This is a genomic window from Pseudodesulfovibrio karagichevae, from assembly GCF_041414475.1.
Lineage (GTDB): Bacteria > Desulfobacterota > Desulfovibrionia > Desulfovibrionales > Desulfovibrionaceae > Pseudodesulfovibrio > Pseudodesulfovibrio karagichevae.
The window spans coordinates 12,643-29,609 of sequence record NZ_JBGLYH010000011.1 but is presented as its reverse complement, the minus strand read 5'-3'; the positions used below and the strand labels follow the sequence as shown (position 1 = coordinate 29,609).

At 65.9% G+C, this 16,967-nt stretch carries 16 protein-coding genes; 4 read left to right on the top strand and 12 right to left on the bottom strand.

Annotated features, from left to right (window positions below):
- Positions 1-379: 379 nt before the first annotated feature.
- Positions 380-1,789 (top strand): sigma-54-dependent transcriptional regulator, encoded by a 1,410-nt coding sequence (locus tag AB6M95_RS05860; RefSeq protein ID WP_371385805.1) that lies wholly within the window; start codon positions 380-382, stop codon positions 1,787-1,789.
- Positions 1,790-1,814: 25 nt separating this feature from the next.
- Here AB6M95_RS05860 and AB6M95_RS05855 read toward each other — a convergent pair whose 3' ends face one another.
- Entirely contained in the window at positions 1,815-3,938 is a 2,124-nt protein-coding gene (locus AB6M95_RS05855; RefSeq protein WP_371385804.1) for a SpoIIE family protein phosphatase, read from the bottom strand.
- Between the two features lie 523 nt (positions 3,939-4,461).
- Between AB6M95_RS05855 and AB6M95_RS05850 the strand changes: the two genes are divergently transcribed.
- Positions 4,462-4,902 carry a hypothetical protein gene (locus AB6M95_RS05850; RefSeq protein WP_371385803.1) on the top strand — a complete coding sequence of 147 codons (441 nt, stop codon included), beginning with the start codon at positions 4,462-4,464 and terminating at the stop codon, positions 4,900-4,902.
- A gap of 76 nt (positions 4,903-4,978) precedes the next feature.
- Here the strand turns inward: AB6M95_RS05850 and AB6M95_RS05845 are convergent, their stop codons facing one another.
- Together AB6M95_RS05845 and AB6M95_RS05840 are read right to left on the bottom strand one after the other, a co-directional pair.
- Positions 4,979-5,620: a LysE family translocator gene (locus AB6M95_RS05845; RefSeq protein WP_371385802.1), complete on the bottom strand. Its 642-nt coding sequence runs from the start codon at positions 5,618-5,620 to the stop codon at positions 4,979-4,981.
- 67 nt (positions 5,621-5,687) lie between these two features.
- Complete coding sequence (locus tag AB6M95_RS05840) at positions 5,688-6,359, bottom strand: SDR family oxidoreductase (protein WP_371385801.1); 672 nt, start codon at positions 6,357-6,359, stop codon at positions 5,688-5,690.
- 209 nt (positions 6,360-6,568) lie between these two features.
- Between AB6M95_RS05840 and AB6M95_RS05835 the strand changes: the two genes are divergently transcribed.
- On the top strand, positions 6,569-7,282 hold the full coding sequence (locus AB6M95_RS05835; RefSeq protein WP_371385800.1) for a DUF599 domain-containing protein: 714 nt from the start codon (positions 6,569-6,571) through the stop codon (positions 7,280-7,282).
- Between the two features lie 6 nt (positions 7,283-7,288).
- Here the strand turns inward: AB6M95_RS05835 and AB6M95_RS05830 are convergent, their stop codons facing one another.
- The 9 genes from AB6M95_RS05830 to AB6M95_RS05790 form a co-directional block, all read right to left on the bottom strand.
- Positions 7,289-7,777 carry a universal stress protein gene (locus tag AB6M95_RS05830; protein WP_371385799.1) on the bottom strand — a complete coding sequence of 163 codons (489 nt, stop codon included), beginning with the start codon at positions 7,775-7,777 and terminating at the stop codon, positions 7,289-7,291.
- Between the two features lie 62 nt (positions 7,778-7,839).
- A complete protein-coding gene (locus tag AB6M95_RS05825; protein ID WP_371385798.1) occupies positions 7,840-8,799 on the bottom strand; it encodes a protein kinase family protein in 960 nt (319 codons plus the stop codon).
- Between the two features lie 143 nt (positions 8,800-8,942).
- Positions 8,943-9,785 carry a glycerophosphodiester phosphodiesterase gene (locus tag AB6M95_RS05820; protein ID WP_371385797.1) on the bottom strand — a complete coding sequence of 281 codons (843 nt, stop codon included), beginning with the start codon at positions 9,783-9,785 and terminating at the stop codon, positions 8,943-8,945.
- A complete protein-coding gene (locus AB6M95_RS05815) occupies positions 9,785-10,639 on the bottom strand; it encodes an ABC transporter permease (RefSeq protein ID WP_371385796.1) in 855 nt (284 codons plus the stop codon). The genes AB6M95_RS05820 and AB6M95_RS05815 overlap by 1 nt, the downstream gene beginning before the upstream one ends.
- A complete protein-coding gene (locus AB6M95_RS05810; protein WP_371385795.1) occupies positions 10,636-11,490 on the bottom strand; it encodes an ABC transporter permease in 855 nt (284 codons plus the stop codon). Before AB6M95_RS05810 ends, AB6M95_RS05815 begins: the two co-directional genes overlap by 4 nt.
- A gap of 4 nt (positions 11,491-11,494) precedes the next feature.
- Positions 11,495-12,580 carry an ABC transporter ATP-binding protein gene (locus AB6M95_RS05805; protein WP_371385794.1) on the bottom strand — a complete coding sequence of 362 codons (1,086 nt, stop codon included), beginning with the start codon at positions 12,578-12,580 and terminating at the stop codon, positions 11,495-11,497.
- Positions 12,581-12,664: 84 nt separating this feature from the next.
- A complete protein-coding gene (locus tag AB6M95_RS05800; RefSeq protein ID WP_371385793.1) occupies positions 12,665-13,723 on the bottom strand; it encodes an extracellular solute-binding protein in 1,059 nt (352 codons plus the stop codon).
- Positions 13,724-13,856: 133 nt separating this feature from the next.
- Positions 13,857-14,666, bottom strand: a complete 810-nt coding sequence (gene eutC / locus AB6M95_RS05795; RefSeq protein ID WP_371385792.1) for an ethanolamine ammonia-lyase subunit EutC — start codon at positions 14,664-14,666, stop codon at positions 13,857-13,859.
- Positions 14,650-16,038: an ethanolamine ammonia-lyase subunit EutB gene (locus tag AB6M95_RS05790; protein ID WP_371385791.1), complete on the bottom strand. Its 1,389-nt coding sequence runs from the start codon at positions 16,036-16,038 to the stop codon at positions 14,650-14,652. The genes eutC and AB6M95_RS05790 overlap by 17 nt, the downstream gene beginning before the upstream one ends.
- On the opposite strand from AB6M95_RS05790, the gene AB6M95_RS05785 reads away from it, so the two are divergent.
- Positions 16,022-16,960 (top strand): AbrB family transcriptional regulator, encoded by a 939-nt coding sequence (locus AB6M95_RS05785; protein WP_371385790.1) that lies wholly within the window; start codon positions 16,022-16,024, stop codon positions 16,958-16,960. The genes AB6M95_RS05790 and AB6M95_RS05785 overlap by 17 nt on opposite strands.
- The last annotated feature ends 7 nt before the right edge of the window (positions 16,961-16,967 follow it).

Below are 16,967 nucleotides of genomic sequence, written 5' to 3'. Positions count from 1 at the left end.
GTTTTAGACATAGAGAGGAATATGAAGATGATAATGGAGAGTCATGTCCACTCGGACGGCATAACCTCTGCAAAAAACGGAATTTTTCCGTCTTGCCGCGCAAGACGATTCTCGCGGGGCAAGACGGCCCGAGGCGGCTAAGAGAGTCGAGAATCATTTTCACCGGGAGTTTAAGGCCTCTTGCAGCGCGCGCCACTCTCCCGGTCTCCAGGGAGCTTCCGGCGGCGAGCCATCTCGCCGGGCAAGATACCGGAGCGGAACGGGAGAGAATCCGAGGAGGTTTTTCCAAGGATATCGGCGGGCAAAAGACATTGCCCAGGAATCCATAATCGTGCTACGTCTGGAACATCATTCCTGCTGCAAGGGGAGGGGGCACCCCATGACAGACATCCTCATCGTTGACGGCGACGCGGCCTTTGCCGGGGGGCTGGCCGAATCGCTCCTGGAGCACGGCTTTGCGTCGAACTCCTGCAACTCCCTGTCCAAGGCCCTGGGCATCCTGCACACCGGGGCGTTCAAGGTGGTCCTGCTCGGGGACGACCTGCCCGACGGGGACGTGCTGGACTACCTGGCGCACATCCGCGAGGTACCTTCCTTTCCGGAGGCGATCGTCGTCACCCGCAGGCGGGACCCGGACATGGCCGAACGGGCCATCCAGTCCGGGGCCTGGAACTACGTGACCAAGCCCCTGAACCTGCAACGGCTGCTGGTTTTGCTGGAGCGGGTCATCACCTACCACACCAAGGTCCACTCCGGGTTCTGCCCGGTGTCCCTCCGGCGCCAGGGGATCATCGGCAACAGCCGCCCCATGCTCTCCTGCCTGGACGCCGTGGCCCAGGCCGCGACCAGCGACATCAACGTGCTGCTCATCGGCGAGACCGGCACGGGCAAGGAGCTCTTCGCCCGGTCCATCCACAAGAACTCGGCCCGCCGGGAAAAGCCGTTCGTGGTCGTGGACTGCGCGGCCATGCCCGACACCCTGGCCGAGAGCCTGCTCTTCGGCCACGAGCGCGGCGCGTTCACCAGCGCGGACGCCCCAACCGTGGGGCTGGTCAGGCAGGCGGACGGGGGCACCCTGTTCCTGGACGAGGTGGGCGAGCTGCCCATGCCCCTGCAGAAGGTCTTCCTGCGCGTGCTCGAAGGGCGCAGCTTCCGGCCCGTGGGCGGCACCCGCGAGATCAACAGCGACTTCCGGCTGCTGGCGGCCACCAACCGGAACCTGGAGAAGATGGTCGAGAACGAGGAGTTCCGGCGGGACCTGTACTTCCGGCTGCGCGGCATGCATATCCGCCTGCCCGCCCTGCGCGACATCACCGAGGACATCAACGAGATGACCTGCAAGTTCATCCAGCGCCACTGCGAGAAGCTGAAGATGACCACCAAGGGGTTTTCCCCGGACTTCCTGGACGCGCTCATGCACTATCAGTGGCCGGGCAACGTGCGCGAGCTGATCCACACCCTGGAGCAGGCCCTGTCCCGTGCGGGCAACGACGCCGTGCTCTTCCCCCGCCACCTGCCCAAGGCCATCCGCGCCCAGATCGCCCGCCGGGCCATGGAGCCGGAGCGCCAGGCCGCCAAACCGGCCCACCACCACGAAATCGCCCCGCCCGAGGCCTTCCCGGATCTGCGCACCTACCGCGACCAGCAGATCGCCCAGAGCGAGGAGCGCTATCTCATGAATCTCATGGAAATCACCGGCGGCGAAATCGCCTCGTCCTGCGCCCTCTCCGGCCTGTCCCGCGCCCGCCTCTACGCCCTGCTCAAACTCTACGGCATCGCCCGCAAGTAAAAGGCCGCGCGCCAGCCCCCGCTCCTCACACCCAACGCACCACGGCCAGGGTCATGTCGTCGCGCTGGGGGGCGGTGGCGCGGAAGACGGTCACGGCCTGGTTGACGGTCTTCACGAGGGCGGCGGCGTTCTCGCCCGCGTGCTCGCGGACGAGGGCCTTGAAGCGGTCCTTGCCGAACATCTCGCCGCCCGGGGAGACGGCCTCCCAGATGCCGTCGGTGCCGATGACCGCGATCTGGCCGGGGGCGGCTTTGCTGCGGCCCACGGTGAAGGTCGCGTCCGGGGTGACCCCCAGGGGCAACCCCTCGCCCTGCAGTTCCTCGAAGCGCTCGCGGCCGGGCGTGAAAAGCAGGGCCGGATCGTGGCCCGCGCGGACCCATTCCACGGCCCCGTCCGCGAAGAGTTCCAGGAGAAAGAGGGTCATGAATCGTCCCGAGCCGTCGGTGTCCTCGAAGATCAGCCGATTCACGGCCTGGACCGCTTCGCCGAGCGGCGCGCCGCCGGACAGGAGGCTGCGCAGGTAGGCGCGGGCCGAGGCCATGGTCAGGGCGGCCTGGACCCCGTGGCCGCTGACGTCGCCCACGGCCACCACCAGGCTGTCGCCCCGGTCCGTGGTGCGGGGGATGAAGTCGTAGTAGTCGCCGCCGGTCTCGTCCGAGTAGGTGCTGGCCCCGACAATGTCCGCGCCGGGAAACTCCGGGTCATGGCCGGGCAGCAGGCTGAGCTGGACCTCCTGGGCCACCTCCAGGGAATTCTGCATGCGCACCTTGTCCTGGAGTTCGGGGATCATGGCGTTGAACGCCCGGCCGAGCCGGCCGACCTCGTCGCGGGAACGCACTTTGGCGCGGACCGAGAAGTCGCCGCGGGCCACGCTGTGGACCGCGCGGGCCAGTTCCCGGATGTTGCGGGTGAACAGCTTGGACAGGAAAAAGGCCATGAGGATGACGACCACGGCCACGACGAGGACGACCGCGCCCATCTTGGCATTGTGCTGGCGCACCTGACCGGCCACGTAGCCGCGCGCGTCCCGGGCCTCCTTGACGATGTCCTCCTCGGGCACGATGAGCAGCAGGGAGACGCCGCTCTTGTCCATGGGCGCGTAGGCCCACAGTTCGCCGCCGGTCCCGCCCACGTTGACCACGCCGGACTTCCCGGCCAGCATGGACGCGGCCATGTCCTTCATGGGCGCGGTGTCCTCCGGGGTCAGCCAGGCGTCGGCCTCGGGAATCCACATGTGGCCCATGCCGATGCGGGCGGTCGTCTCGGCCCGCTCGCGGGCCACGATGCGCAGGCCGGGCTCATGGGTGTCGGGGTCGGTCACGGGCGCGACCAGCAGGGATTCGGTGCCCTCCGGGAACGGGCTGTTGCGGCTCTCCCCGTACAGGACCGCACCCACGGGCACCACCAGGGTCAGGCGGCCGGAGACCGCGCCGCCGGTGTCACGGATGGGCGCGCTCACGGCAAAGACCATGCGCCCGGTGGCGCGGTCCACCTCGGGCGAGGACCAGGTCAGCCTGTCCGGAAAACCGTTGTCTTTGGATGCGGAGCCCATGGCGCCCATCATGCCCCGGCCGCTGCCCATCATGCCCATTCCCCCGCCCATCCTGGCCGCGCTGGCCACGGGATAGCGCGCCCGGTCGCCGTCCTTCATGGCCACGTCGATCCACAGGAGCAGGCGGGGGTGTTCGGCCTTGACCCTGCCCAGGGTCGGGACCAGCCGGGCCAGGGGCGTGTCGGCGTCGCCGGACCAGGTGGACACATGGCCGAAATCCACGTCCATGGGTTCCCGGACGCCACCCATGCCCAGGCTGAAATAGTCGCTCTTCAGGTCGGCCAGGCGGTCCTCGGGCGGGGTGTAGGTCCCGACCTGCGGGACATGTTCGTGGCCGAACAGGGCCCCTTCCACCTTGGACGCCAGGAGCCGGGCCGTGACTTCGAGAAGCTGCCGCTCACGGTGCAGGATGGCCGCGTGGTCGGCCACCACCCGCTCCAGGGACCGGCTGGCCTTGCGCACCAGCAGGTTGCCGCTGCGGTCGGCCAGGTTCTCGCCCATGGAGGTCAGGTCGCGGCGCACGCCGCCCCAGACCAGGAGCAGGGGCGCCAGCGAGACCAGAAGAAAGAATATAAGCAGTTTCGAGCGAATGCGCATGGATCCATCCTGTCGTTCTTGCCCGCCGCCCGCCCGGGGGAAAGACGGGCGGGGAAAAGGGCGGGCGTCGTGCCCATCCAGTGTACAGGCTCCCGCGAGACTGAACAGTATTTATTTCCCGGACCGGGCCGGGGACAACGCCCCTCAGGCGATGCTTGTGCAGCAACCCGCACAAAACAGCTTGCACGAAATGTGCAGAACTGTGCATAATTCCGTATAAACGAAGACAGAATAAACCTTATGCGAGTCGGAAAACAGCATCATACATCTGCCAATCATTCCTTTTCGCAGAAAAAGCGGGCTGTGGCACGATCCTTGTTGCAAACAGGGGTCCAAGGGAGACCACAGGAGGACACTCGCCACCGCATTCATGCCTGCATCCTGTCCCCATTCCCGCCCTGCCCTTGGTCCCGCCCCCAGGCCCATGGCCGGAGGACGAACCGACAACTACCGCCGCCAAGACGGCCCGCGACAGGGCCGACCGAAAGCGGCGATCGGGCCCTGCCCGCAAAGGAGAACGATCATGAACAAAGTCACCCCCATCATCCTGGCCTTCACCATGACCCTGATGGCCGGGTCCCTGGCCTGCGCCATGGACGACGAGGACATGGACCCCAACTATATCGCCATGCGCCAGGACGTGCTCGCGATGGACAACAGCATGCGCCTCATCGAACAGGCCGTGAACAGCGTGCAGAGCCCGGCCGACTGCCAGGAGGCTCTGAAGTCGCTGAACAGCCACATCGCAGACATGCGCTCGCGCATGAGCAAGGTCGACACCTACGCCGAATTGTCCGGAAACATGACCATGTCCGCCTCCCTGCACAGGCTGGACAAGGCGATGACCGCCACCATGCAGGGCGTGGGGTTGTGCCTCAGGGACAGCGGCCAGGCCTTGCCCAAGGTGCGCGAGGGCGTCGGCCGGATGCGCGTCGCCTTGGATGAAATCCGAGCCGGGGTCTAGCCCCGCGCCGAGAAGGGAAAAAAGGGCCCGGAAGGTTTCCCTCCGGGCCCGATATGGCATGCGCGCACCGCTCGCGTCAGACGCGGTCGCTCAGGAGGATGCCCCCGCCCATGGCGATGAACAGCCCGCCGGTGAGCTTGTCGATCCTGCGCCCGAAATCCTTGAATGAGAAACGGTGCCCCAGGGAGGCGATCAGGTACGAATAGCCCAGGTGCACGGTGGTCACGATGGCGCAGATGGTCGCGAACATGATCGTGAACTGCTCGGACACCGGGTGCGCGGTGTCGAGGAACTGCGGCAGGAAGGCGGACAGGAAGATCAGGGTCTTGGGGTTGCTCGCCGAGACCAGGAAGGCCTCCAGGAAGAGGCTGCGGCGGGGTTTGCCCGCGACGCCGCCCGCCTCGGGTTCGGCCAGGGCGGTTCCCTTGCCCTTGCGGGCCGCCCGCAGGTTCCGGATGCCGAGATAGATGAGATACGCCCCGCCCACGGTCTTCATGACCACGAACCAGAACGGCAGCTCGCTCAAGAGATGGCCTACGCCCACCGCGACCAGGCAGACGATCAGGAACTGGCAGCTCAGATTGCCGAGCACGGTGATGAACGCGGATTTCCAGCCGTGCCGGATGCTGTTCTTGAGGACCAGCAGCACGTTCGGGCCGGGGGACAGGGTGGTTACCAGATAGGCCAGAAAAAACATGACCCACATTTCCATATTCATCGTGAACTCCGGGCCGTCGCCGGGACGGCCGTGCCAAAGACCCAAAAACGATGCATCCGGTCCGCCCTCAGATCAACCGCGCCCCGCCGTCCACCACCAGCGTGGTCCCCGTGACGTACGGGCTTTCCATCAGATGGATATACGCCTCGGCGACCTCTTCGGCCGAGGCGGTCCTGCCGGAGGGGAACCACCTGGCGCGCTCCTCGATCTCGTGCGGCTTGGGGGCGATGAAGCCCGGACAGACCGCGTTGATCCGGATCGGCGCGAGCTCCACGGCCAGGGCCCGACAGAGGGTCTCGGTGGCGCTGTTGATCACGCTCATGGCGAAGCTGCCCGTGTAGATCCGCTCACCCGCGATGCCGGTGGTCAGCACGACGCTGCCGTCCGGGCTGATAAGGGCGTGGGCCATCTGGATCAGTCGGCACTGTCCCCAGAACTTGGTCTCGAAGGCCTGCCTGGCCTGGTCGAGGTCGGCCTCGGCAAAGGGCGCGGGAGTCAACCGGGGCCGGGTGGTGACGACCATGTGGTCGATGTCCCCAATGCCCTGCAGGGCGGCCTCCACTTCCTTGTCCTCGTTGACGTCCAGCGAGACCGTTTCGATTTCGGGCCCCACGGCTGCGGCCAGTTCCTCGTGCCTGTCCGCCGCGGACCGGGAGGCGATGATCACCTCGGCGCCGAGCCCGTAAGCCAGGCGGGAAACCGCCAGGCCGAGCCCGGAGCTTCCTCCGACGACAAGCACTCTCTTTTTCTTCAATCCATCCAAGGCGGCGTCCTCCATGAAAGTTGCCTTGTTACTGGACGGGGACAGGCAAGGCAACACGTTATTTCACCCTTCGAAGGGCGGAAAATCGGCCGCGTCGATTTGTTTTTTTCACGGGTTGGCGGAAGCGCCCAAACAGGCTATCCTTCCGGCCGAGGCGACAATCCGCCTCGGGAGGGTTATCGACAATGCAAGACTTCTTCGCCCCGCATCTGCTGGACATGATCTGCCTGGCCGTGTCCGCCGGAATCTTCACGGCCTATCACCTGTACATGCGCTACAGGCTGAAGAGCAACCCCACCTATTCGCTGTACGGGGCCACCACCCTGGCCCGGACCGCCTGGGTCGTGGGCGTCATGGAGGAGAAGAACGACATCCTGGCCGTGCAGACCCTGCGCAACTCGACCATGGCCGCGACCTTCCTGGCCTCCACGTCGATCCTCCTGGCCGTGGGCCTGCTGACCCTGTCCGGCCAGGCCGACAAGCTCGGCCAGACCTGGCACGCCATGAACATCTTCGGCTCCAGGGCCGAGAGCACCATCACCCTCAAGCTCCTGGTCATTCTCGGCAACCTGTTCATCGCGTTCTTCAACTTTTCCTTCGCCATCCGGCTGTTCATGCACGTGGGCTTCCTGATCAACACCCCGCCCGAGGAAGGCAACTACGGGGCGTCCATCACCTTCGTGGCCATGGAGCTGAACAAGGCGGGCGGGTACTTCCACGTGGGCATGCGGGCCTACTACTTCCTGGTGCCGCTCATCTTCTGGCTGTTCAGCCCCCTGTTCATGCTCGCGTCCACGGTCACGCTGGTGGTGCTCATCTCCAGGATAGAGAAGACCCCGAAGCTCAACAGCGAATACCTCGGCGCCATATTCAAGAACTCCTGCGAGCTGCCGCACTAGCAGAGGTCAGGAAACCACCCACACGGTCCGGTCCTTGGCGTGGTGGATGAGCTTGTTGGACACGCTGCCGAACAGGAACTCCTCGGCCTTGGATACGCCCCGGCGGCCGATGACCAGGGTGCCGCAGTCCTCCCGCTCGGCGATGCCCAGTATCTCCAGGGCGATGTTCCGGCCATGGCTGCAACCCTCGGCCCCCTCGGGCCGGGCCGCGCAGCTGTCCACGTACTGGCTGCAGATGGTCTCGCCGGACAGGCCGCCCGCCTCCAGCACACCTCTGGCCTCCTCCAGGAAATCGCGCATGGCCCGCGAATGCTCCCGGCACTGCCCGGCCCAGGCCGATTCATCCGGGAACAGGTCCCGCTCCGGCAGCCGCTCGATGTGCACCAGCCGCACGGCGTACCCCTGGCCGCCGCCCAGCATGGCGGCTGCGTAGCGCACGGCGCGCAGCGAATTCTCGGAACCGTCCACGGCGATGAGCACTCTCTTGAAATCCATGACGCCCTCCCCTTTGGGCTGTGGTTGACGGCGCGGGCCGCGCGGATTCACGCGACTCCGGCTCACCCGAGGAGCCTGCGGCACGGCCGCAGCTCGTCGAGGAACTCCTCCACGGTATCGTAGAAGACCTCGGTCCGTTGCGAAAAATGCATGAATACGTTGTTCAGTTCGGCCGGGATGTACGGGAAGAGCTTGCGCAGGTTGACCACCCGGTTGCGGATGACCAGGGAGTGGTCCCCCCGGTCCAGGCCGTTCAGGGTCTCGTCGGTGAAGCCCCCCTCGGCGAGGTTGCCCGAGTTCCAGACCTGCTTGCCCGCGCAGTAGATGAGGATGTTGCCCAGGCCGAAGATGTCCAGGCCGTACGGGTTCTCGTGAAAATCGAAGGTGTAGTCGAAGTCGATCCAGCGGTATTGTCCGGTGCCGTACTCGATGAACAGGTGGTCGCGCCGGATGTCGCCGTGCTTCTCGCCGCTTGCGTGCAGGAACCCGATGGCCTCGCACGCGCCCATGAAGTGGTCGAGGACGGCCGGGAAATGCTCGCGGAAATAGGTCTCGTGGTCGGCCTTGATCCCGTAGACGTACTTGCCGACTTCCCGGCCCTGGACGATGTCCAGGATGCGCACCGGGTTGTCGTGGTCGTCCGGGCGGGTCACGCCGTGCATGAACCGGGGATCACCGGCCACCAGGTCCAGGATGCGCGACTCCTTCTTGGGGCTGCGGTAGCACTGGACCTCGAACTCGCCGACCTTGATGGGAAACCGCTCGTAAAAGACCAGCTTGAGGATCTTGCGCTCGCCGGTCTCCAGCTCGCGGCACCGCTTGACCCAGTACTTGGGGTCCTCCATGCCGAAGCGCCGTTCGCTCTCGTCCTTGAGCACGAGATAATGCAGCCCCGCCAGTTCGATGACGTCCCCGTGGTTGATGTCCATGAACTGGGTGGTATCCGTGAACACCCTGCCGCAGCGCCGGACGGGAAACTCCGGCATGTACCGCTCCACCAGACCCCTGACTTCCTCGGACATGGCGAACCTCGCTTGGCCGGTTCTCGGGGGAATTCCTTACTCCTGCACAATATGGGGCCTGGAGGGATATGGCAAGTATGGATTCCGGAGGACAGCCGGGGACGGTGGAACCGGTGCGGAGCGACCCGGGGCGGGCCGGGCGGTTATCGCGCGGCCAGCCGCTCCCGCAGGGTGTGGGTGAAGTCGGTGATGATCCCGAAGCAGCCCGCGTCGAGGAGCGCCAGGGCCCGGTCCATGTCGTTGACCGTGTACGGGGAGACGCGGATGCCCGCGGCGGTCAGCCGACGGACCAGTTCCTCGTCGAGCAGGACCTCGTCCGGGTGGTAGCCCACCGCGCCCAGGTCCGCGAGGTATTCCTCGATATTGTCGGGATTGCTCCCCTCCACCAGGGCGGCCACGGGGATCTCCGGGGCCAGGCGGCGCATCTCGGCCAGGTAGTCGTGGTTGAAGGAGGAGACCAGGATCAGGTCCTCGGCCTTGGCCTCGCGGATCCGGCGCAGGACCTGGGAGACGATGGTCAGGTCGCCGGGGGCGTACTCCAGGTCCTTGATCTCCAGGTTCATGGGGAAGTCGTTGCGCCGGGTGAAGGCCAGGGCCTCCTCCAGGGTGGGGATGCGCTGGCCGCGCATGCGCCCGATATCGGACTTGCGCGCCTCGCCCCGGGCGATGGTCCCGTAGGGATCGGACTCGGCGAACCACGACCCGGCGTCCAGGGTGCGCAGCTCCTCCAGGGTGAAGAGGCGGACGGGCCAGGGCGCGCGTTCGCAGAACTCGGGCCGGGCGGAAACGTCCGTGGTCCGGCCCAGGTCGTCGTCGTGGATGACCACCAGCTCGCCGTCGGCGGTCCGCTGGACGTCCATCTCCCAGAAATCCGCGCCGAACACCAGGCCGAGCTCGGCGGCCAGCATGGTGTTCTCGGGAGCCAGGGCCCGCGCGCCGCGATGGGCGCAGACGTAACCCGCGTTTTGCAGATGATCGAAAAACATCAGTCAGTCTTCCTGGTAAAATAGAAGTTGACCAGGGCGAGCAGGGAGGTGCCCACGATGAGCATCAGCGACACCGCGTTGATGACCGGGGTGGAGCCGTCGCGCACCTGGAGATAGAGGTTGATGGGCAGGGTCGGTTCCGAGCCCACCAGAAACAGGGTCGTGTTGAAGTTCTCGAAGCTCATCAGGAAGGCCACGGCCCCGGCCCCGACGATGGCGGGCCGCAGGAACTTGAGCGTGACGTGCCGGATGACCCCGAAATGCGTGGCCCCCAGGTTCAGGGCCGCCTCCTCCAGGGCGGGATCGAACTTGCGCAGCCGGGCCGAGACCACCAGGGTGACGAAGGTGGAGATGAACGAGAACTGGCCCAGGACCACCAGCCAGAAACTCGGCCGGAAAAAGGGAATGTCGATTCCGAAGGTCTCGTCCACGAAGGTGCCCGCCGTGTTGGCCGCCAGCAGCTGGGAGATGCCCAGGATGACGCCGGGGATGACCAGCGGGGCGAGCATGAGCATGTACAGCGCGCCCTTGAAGCGGAAGTTCTCCTTCTCGAACAGGAAGCTCGCGCAGGTGCCGACCACCACGCTCAGGATGGACACGAAAAAGGCGGTCTCGAAGCTGGTCAGGATGGAGCGCAGGTTCTGGGCGTCGTGGAACAGGCCGATGCGGTCCGGGCCGTCGGCCACGAACCAGTCCAGGCTGAACCCCTGCCAGGGCAGGGACGGGAAGTCCGAGTTGTTGAAGGCCAGCACGCAGGTGACCACCAGCGGCGCGAACAGGAACACGAAATAGAGGATGATGAACGCGTTGAAGGACCAGTCGTAGGCCTTGGAGCGCGGCAGGGAACGGATCATGAGGCCACCTCCCCGAGTTTCTGGCCCGAGATCTTGAGCCCCGCCCAGATGATCAGGGAACTGAGGACCAGGAGCAGGAAGCCGAAGGCCGAGCCCTGGTTCCAGTTGAAGCTGGCGATGAACTGGTTGTAGATCTGCTCGGTGAACCACAGGGAGTTCTTGCCGCCCATGAGGTTCGGGGTCAGGTAGTTGCCCAGCGTGAGCATGAAGACCACGATGGCCCCGGAGGTGATGCCCGGCTTGCAGTGCGGGATGATGATCGTCCGCCAGATGGCCAGTTTCCCGGCCCCGAGGTCGTGGGCCGCCTCGATCAGGCTGTCGTCCAGGCTGTCCATGACCGAGACCAGGGGCACGACCATGAAGAGCATGGAGGTGTAGACCAGCCCCATGATCATGGTCGCGTCGTTGTAGAGCATCTCCACGGGCCTGTGCAGGATGCCGAGCTTGACCAGGAAGAAGTTGAGCACCCCGGACTCGCGCAGGAGGATCATCCAGCCGTAGATGCGCACCAGCTCGCTGACCCAGAACGGCAGCAGGATGAGGATCATCAACGCGCCCTGCATCCGGTGCCGAGCGAGCTTGGAGATGTAGAAGGCCACGGGCATGGCCAGGAAAAAGGTGATGGCCGTGGTGATGACCGCGTAGAGCGCGGTGCGCACGAAGGTCAGCCAGTAGATGGGTTCGGTGAAGAAATTCAGGTAGTTTCGCGTGGTCCAGACCATGTCGCCGTAGTCGTTTTCACCCCGGAAGCTCATAGTCAGCAGGTCGAGGTGGGGCAGGACGATGAGCAGCAGCAGCCACATCAGCACCGGGGCCAGGAATATCCAGAAGGCCAGACGCGAACGGGGCACGGCGCTAGTCCTCCGCCCGGAAACAGATGCCGGACTCGGGGTGCCAGCCCACGCGGATGTGGTCGCCGGGCCGGATGTGGTCGAACTTGCGGTTCTGGGGCAGGGTGACGATGAGTTCGCGCTCCTCCTTGGTGACCGTAAGCAGGCGGCTGTTGGCCCCGTCGAAGAGGATGGACTTGACGGTCACGTCGAAGGTGTTCAGGTCCTGGCTCTCCCGGGGCTCGATGCGCATGGCCTCGGGCCGCAGGAAGAGGTCCACCCTCTTGCCGCCCGCGCAGGAGCTGTGCGCCCGGGTGCGGAAGGAATATCCCTCGTCGGTGGACAGGAGCACCTCGCCGTTGTCCAGGGTCTGGGTGATGGCCCCGCGCCAGCGGTTGTTGTCGCCGACGAACTCGGCCACGAACGGGGTATCGGGCCGGCCGTAGAGCTCCTGGGGGGTGCCCACCTGCTCGAAGCGGCCCTTGTTCATGACCGCCACCCGGTCGGACATGACCAGGGCCTCGGACTGGTCGTGGGTGATGTAGATGAAGGTCGTGCCCACCTTGGCCTGGAGCTTCTTGAGCTCCACCTTCATCTGCTCGCGCAGCTTGAGGTCCAGCGCTCCCAGCGGCTCGTCCAGGAGGAGCACCGAGGGCTCCAAGACCAGACAGCGGGCGATGGCCACGCGCTGCTTCTGCCCGCCGGACAGCTGGTCGATCCGTTTCACGCCGAAGCCGGGCAGCCCCACCCGCTCCAGGATGGCCTCGACCTTCTTCCTGATTTCGGCCCCGGCCACGCCGCGCCGCTTCAGGCCGAAGGCCACGTTCTCGGCCACATCCATCATCGGGAACAGGGCCAGGTGCTGGAACACGAGGTTCACGGGCCGCTGGTTGGGCGGCACGCCGAGCATATCGCGGCCGCGAATCTCTATGGCCCCGGATGTCGGGGACTCGAACCCGGCGATCATGCGCAGCAGCGTGGTCTTGCCGCAGCCCGACGGGCCCAGGATGGAAAAGAAGGACCCGTCGGGGACGTCGAAGGTAACATCGTCAACCGCGGTGAAGTCGCCGAAACGCTTCACCAGGGCTCGTACGGAAAGATCGTTGGTCATAGGTTCTCAATTGCTGGAGTACGGAATAAGGCGGGGAGCCTCGTCGGCTCCCCGCCCCGTGCAATTGTCGCAAGCCGGGTCAGATTAGTTGGCGGCCTTGATCTTGTCCAGGATTTTGCCTTCCAGGCTTTCGAGCTTGGCCGGAACCGGCGGATACCACTTGATGTTGTCGATGGCGGCCTGCGGGAAGGAGCGGCTGAAGTTGGCGGCCACGTCCTTGTCCGTGAACTTGAGGGCGTCCTTGGAAGCGGTGGCGCACTTCTCCTGGGAGGTGAAGTAGCCGCAGTTCTCGGGCTTCATCATGAAGTTGATCCACTTGTAGGCGGCGGAGACGTTCTCGGCCTTGGCCGGGATGGCGAAGGTGTCGATCCAGCCGAGCGCGCCTTCCTTGGGGGCCTTGAAATCGATGGCCGGGTTCTCGGCGTGCAGCTTCCATCCGCCCGCGTCCCAGGCCATGGCCACGAAGACCTCGCCGGAGCGCATGGACTCGATCAGCGCGTCGCCGTTGGCCCAGTAGTTCTGGACGATGGGCTTGCCCTTGATCAGGGTGTCGGCGACCTTGTCGAGCATGGCCTTGTAGCCTTCGACGTCGTTGTACAGGGCAAACGGGTCATAGCCGAGCGCGAAGCCCATGGCGATCAGGGTCGGGCGCTTCAGGCGGTAGCTCACGCGGCCCTTGTACTTGGGATCGACCAGGGCCTTGTAGGAATCCACGCCCGGGGCCTTGTCGCTGTTGACGACCAGACCGGAGGTGCCCCAGCAGAACGGCACGGCGTAGGACTTGCCGTCCACCAGGGTATTCTTCTTGACCGCGCTGAGCATAGACGGAATGAACAGGGGCGCGTCGATCTTGGAGTAGTCCATGGCCTGGTAGATGTGGAACTTCTCCTGGACCGAGGAAATGCGGTCCTGGGAGGGCTGGGCCAAGTCGAACCCGGCGCCACGGGTGGCGCGCAGCTTGGCGATCATCTCCTCGTTGTTGGAGAAGGTCACCTCGACCTTGATGCCGGTCTCCTTCTCGAACTGCTCGACGAGCTTCTGGGGGGCATATCCCTTCCAGGTCAAGAGTTTCAGGGTCTCGGCCTGCGCCGTCCCGGCGAAGGCGAACATTGCCAGCATGAAAAGCACGAAAATCCGTTTCATCATCGTCTCCGTTTGCACGTGTTGGGTTGATTCAAACGTTTGTTACAAGTATCCGGCCCATAGCGCAATATCGCATTGTTACGAACACATTAAGTTATCAGCCGCATTGTGAAAAAGCCCCTCGTCCGGCTCCTCACTCGGCCAAGCGCCCGGCCGCCTCGCCCGGCCCGAGCGCCAGGGCGTCGTCCACCTTGAGATCCACCCCGGACACCCCGCGCCGGAACGCCTCGCGCATCAGCGCGCACAGGGTCCGGACCGCCTCTGCGTACCTCAGCCCGGCGGGCCGGATGTTGGAGATGCAATTCCTGGCTTCGTCCGTCGTAGCAGATTTCGGGGCGTATGTCATATAAATGCCCATGCTGTCCGGGGAGCTCAGGCCGGGCCGTTCGCCGATGAGAACCACGGCCATGCGCGCCTTGAGGGCCAGGGCCACGCGGTCGCCCAGCGCCACCCTGCCCTGCTCGGCGTAGCACGGCGGGGCCGCGCTCAGGCCGAGGCTTTCGAGCGCGAGCGCGAGCTCGCGCCAGAAGGGCTGGAAATTCTTCTCCACCGCCGTGGACGACAGCCCGGCGGAGACCGTGAAGGCCACGTCGACCCCGTCGCCCGCCCGCGCCTTGAGCATGGCCTCGCTCTCCGGGGTGAGCAGCCGCCCGAGGTCGGGCCGTTGCAGAAAGACCGTCCGGTCCGGGGCGCGGCTCGCCACTTCCAGGAATTCGATCTCCCCGAAGGCGGCCTCGCGGTCCAGGACCTGGTGCACCGCGTCGCGCGCCCTGGCGTGGTCCAGCTGGAAGGCGAGCACGTCGCGGGTGCGCTGGCTGACCCCGGCCCGGCCCAGCGCGATGCGCGCATCGGTCCAGGAGCGCAGCCCGGCCCAGAAGTCCTCGGGCACCAGGTCGTCGGCCGGAGGGACCGGAGCATGAGCGGGGTTACGAGGACAGGCCACGGAGCGCCTCCTTGTCCGGGATGTGCAGGGAATGTTTCGGGGCCTTGAGCCGACCGTCCTCGAACACGCCGGTGCGCTCCAGCCATGCCGCGAACTCCGGGGCCGGGGAAAGCCCGAGCTGGCGGCGGACGTACAGGGCGTCGTGGAAGGAGGTGGACTGGTAGTTGAGCATGATGTCGTCCGCGCCGGGCACGCCCATGATGTAGTTGCACCCGGCCACCCCGAGCAGGGTCAGCAGGGTGTCCATGGAGTCCTGGTCCGCCTCGGCGTGGTTGGTGTAGCAGACGTCCATGCCCATGGGCACGCCGAGCAGCTTGCCGCAGAAGTGGTCCTCCAGCCCGGCCCGGATGATCTGCTTCTCGTCGTAGAGATACTCCGGCCCGATGAAGCCGACCACGGAGTTGAGCAGGAACGGCTCATAGTGCCGGGCCAGACCGTAGGCCCGCGCCTCCAGGGTCTGCTGGTCCACCCCGCAGTGCGCCCCGGCGGACAGGGCCGAGCCCTGGCCGGTCTCGAAATACATGACGTTGTCGCCCACGGTGCCGCGCTGCAGCGACCGACCGGCCTCCAGCCCCTCCCGCAGGATGTCCAGGGTCACGCCGAAGCTTTTGTTCACGCCCTCGGTGCCGCCGATGGACTGGAAGACCAGGTCCACGGGCGCGCCACGCTCCACGGCCTCGATGGTGTTGGTCACGTGGGTCAGCACGCAGGACTGGGTGGGGATGTCGTACTCCCGGCGCAGACGGTCGAGCAGCTCCATGAGCCGGACGGCCGAGGCCGTGCTGTCCGTGGCCGGGTTGATGCCGATGCAGGCGTCGCCGCTGCCGTACATGAGCCCGTCGAATACCGAGGCCACGATGCCCGCCGGGTCGTCGGTCGGGTGGTTGGGCTGCAACCGCGCGGCCAGGGTGCCGGGCAGGCCGACCGTGGTCCGGAACCTGGTGACCACGCGGACCTTGGAGGCCACGTGGATGAGGTCCTGGACGCGCATGAGCTTGGACACGGCGGCGGCCATCTCGGGCATGAGCCCCGGGGCCAGGGCCGCGAGCGCGTCCCCGTCCGCCTCGGCCGAGAGCAGCCAGTCGCGGAACCCGCCCACGGTCAGCCCGGCCACGGGCGAAAGCGCCTCGCGGTCCAGGGTATCGACGATCAGCCGGGTCACGGCGTCGTCCTCGTAGGGGATGACCAGATCGTCCAGGAAGGCGGTCAGTGGGACCTCGGCCAGGCACATCTGGGCCACGGCCCGCTCACGGGCCGAGCGCGCCCCGATCCCGGCCAGTTCGTCCCCGGACTTGGGCGCGGAGGCTGCGGCCAGCAGAGCGCGCAGGTCCGCATAATCATGGGTCACGCTGTCGATGGTGATGGCATACATGGCGGCACGGGGTTCAGGGTTGCAGCAAGAGGACCTCGGACGGAAGGGCTTGATCCGGTTTGCGAAAATCGTTCCATCCCGAAGAGACGGACATCCGCTCCGCCCCCATCCGCATCACTGTACCCTGTCCGGCCCGCCCGAGACAAGGAAATTGCCGCCTGCGCCCCCCCGGCCCGGCCGCGCCGGAGAGCGCCGGACGCGGCAGGCGACCCTCGACAACATTGTCAGAACAGGCGTCCAGATTGTCCCATATTGTGCAAATCCGGCATGTTGCGCAGGGCGTGTGGACCGATTGCAAATCCGGTCCGCCGGGCATAAATTGCCCTTTCCGCACCGTGCGGCGCGACCCCCGAACAACAAGACCACCGCCCCAGGCGAAACAACCAGCGACCCGGTCACCGCTCTCGGTACACGAACAGTGCAACAACTCACGCAACTGCCGCTCATCCTCGGAGCGGCGCTCCTGGGCGGCCTGCTCGTCGGCCGCCTGAACATCCCCGGCGGCGTCATCATCGGCTCCATGCTCGCGGTCATCGCCCTGAAGACCCTCTCGTCCCTCAACCTGGAGCTGCCGGGCAACTGGCCCTTCCTCATCGAGGTCGCCGTGGGAGCCACCGTGGGCATGAGCTTCTCCCCGGCCATCCTGCCGGAGCTGAAGCACTACCTCGTCCCCATCCTGACCTCGGCCCTGCTGCTCATCCTCCTGGGCGGGTTCCTGGCCGTCATCTTCTCCAGATTCTGGGGCATCGACCTGACGACCGCGTTTATCAGCACCAGCCCCGGGGCCATGACCGCCATGACCGGCATGGCGGGCGGCCTCAAGGTGGACATCTTCCTGGTCCTGACCTTCCACGTCATCCGCGTGGTCCTGGTCATCCTCCTGGCCCCGGCGCTCATGCGGCTGTGCCGCGCCCTGCTCTAGCGGGCCC

Coding starts and splice junctions, on each gene's coding strand:
- AB6M95_RS05860 (WP_371385805.1), top strand. CDS start 380: ATGACAGACATCCTCATCGTTGACGGCGACGCGGCCTTTGCCGGGGGG.
- AB6M95_RS05855 (WP_371385804.1), bottom strand. CDS start 3,938: ATGCGCATTCGCTCGAAACTGCTTATATTCTTTCTTCTGGTCTCGCTG.
- AB6M95_RS05850 (WP_371385803.1), top strand. CDS start 4,462: ATGAACAAAGTCACCCCCATCATCCTGGCCTTCACCATGACCCTGATG.
- AB6M95_RS05845 (WP_371385802.1), bottom strand. CDS start 5,620: ATGAATATGGAAATGTGGGTCATGTTTTTTCTGGCCTATCTGGTAACC.
- AB6M95_RS05835 (WP_371385800.1), top strand. CDS start 6,569: ATGCAAGACTTCTTCGCCCCGCATCTGCTGGACATGATCTGCCTGGCC.
- AB6M95_RS05830 (WP_371385799.1), bottom strand. CDS start 7,777: ATGGATTTCAAGAGAGTGCTCATCGCCGTGGACGGTTCCGAGAATTCG.
- AB6M95_RS05825 (WP_371385798.1), bottom strand. CDS start 8,799: ATGTCCGAGGAAGTCAGGGGTCTGGTGGAGCGGTACATGCCGGAGTTT.
- AB6M95_RS05820 (WP_371385797.1), bottom strand. CDS start 9,785: ATGTTTTTCGATCATCTGCAAAACGCGGGTTACGTCTGCGCCCATCGC.
- AB6M95_RS05815 (WP_371385796.1), bottom strand. CDS start 10,639: ATGATCCGTTCCCTGCCGCGCTCCAAGGCCTACGACTGGTCCTTCAAC.
- AB6M95_RS05805 (WP_371385794.1), bottom strand. CDS start 12,580: ATGACCAACGATCTTTCCGTACGAGCCCTGGTGAAGCGTTTCGGCGAC.
- AB6M95_RS05800 (WP_371385793.1), bottom strand. CDS start 13,723: ATGAAACGGATTTTCGTGCTTTTCATGCTGGCAATGTTCGCCTTCGCC.
- AB6M95_RS05785 (WP_371385790.1), top strand. CDS start 16,022: ATGGTGATGGCATACATGGCGGCACGGGGTTCAGGGTTGCAGCAAGAG.
- AB6M95_RS05790 (WP_371385791.1), bottom strand. CDS start 16,038: ATGTATGCCATCACCATCGACAGCGTGACCCATGATTATGCGGACCTG.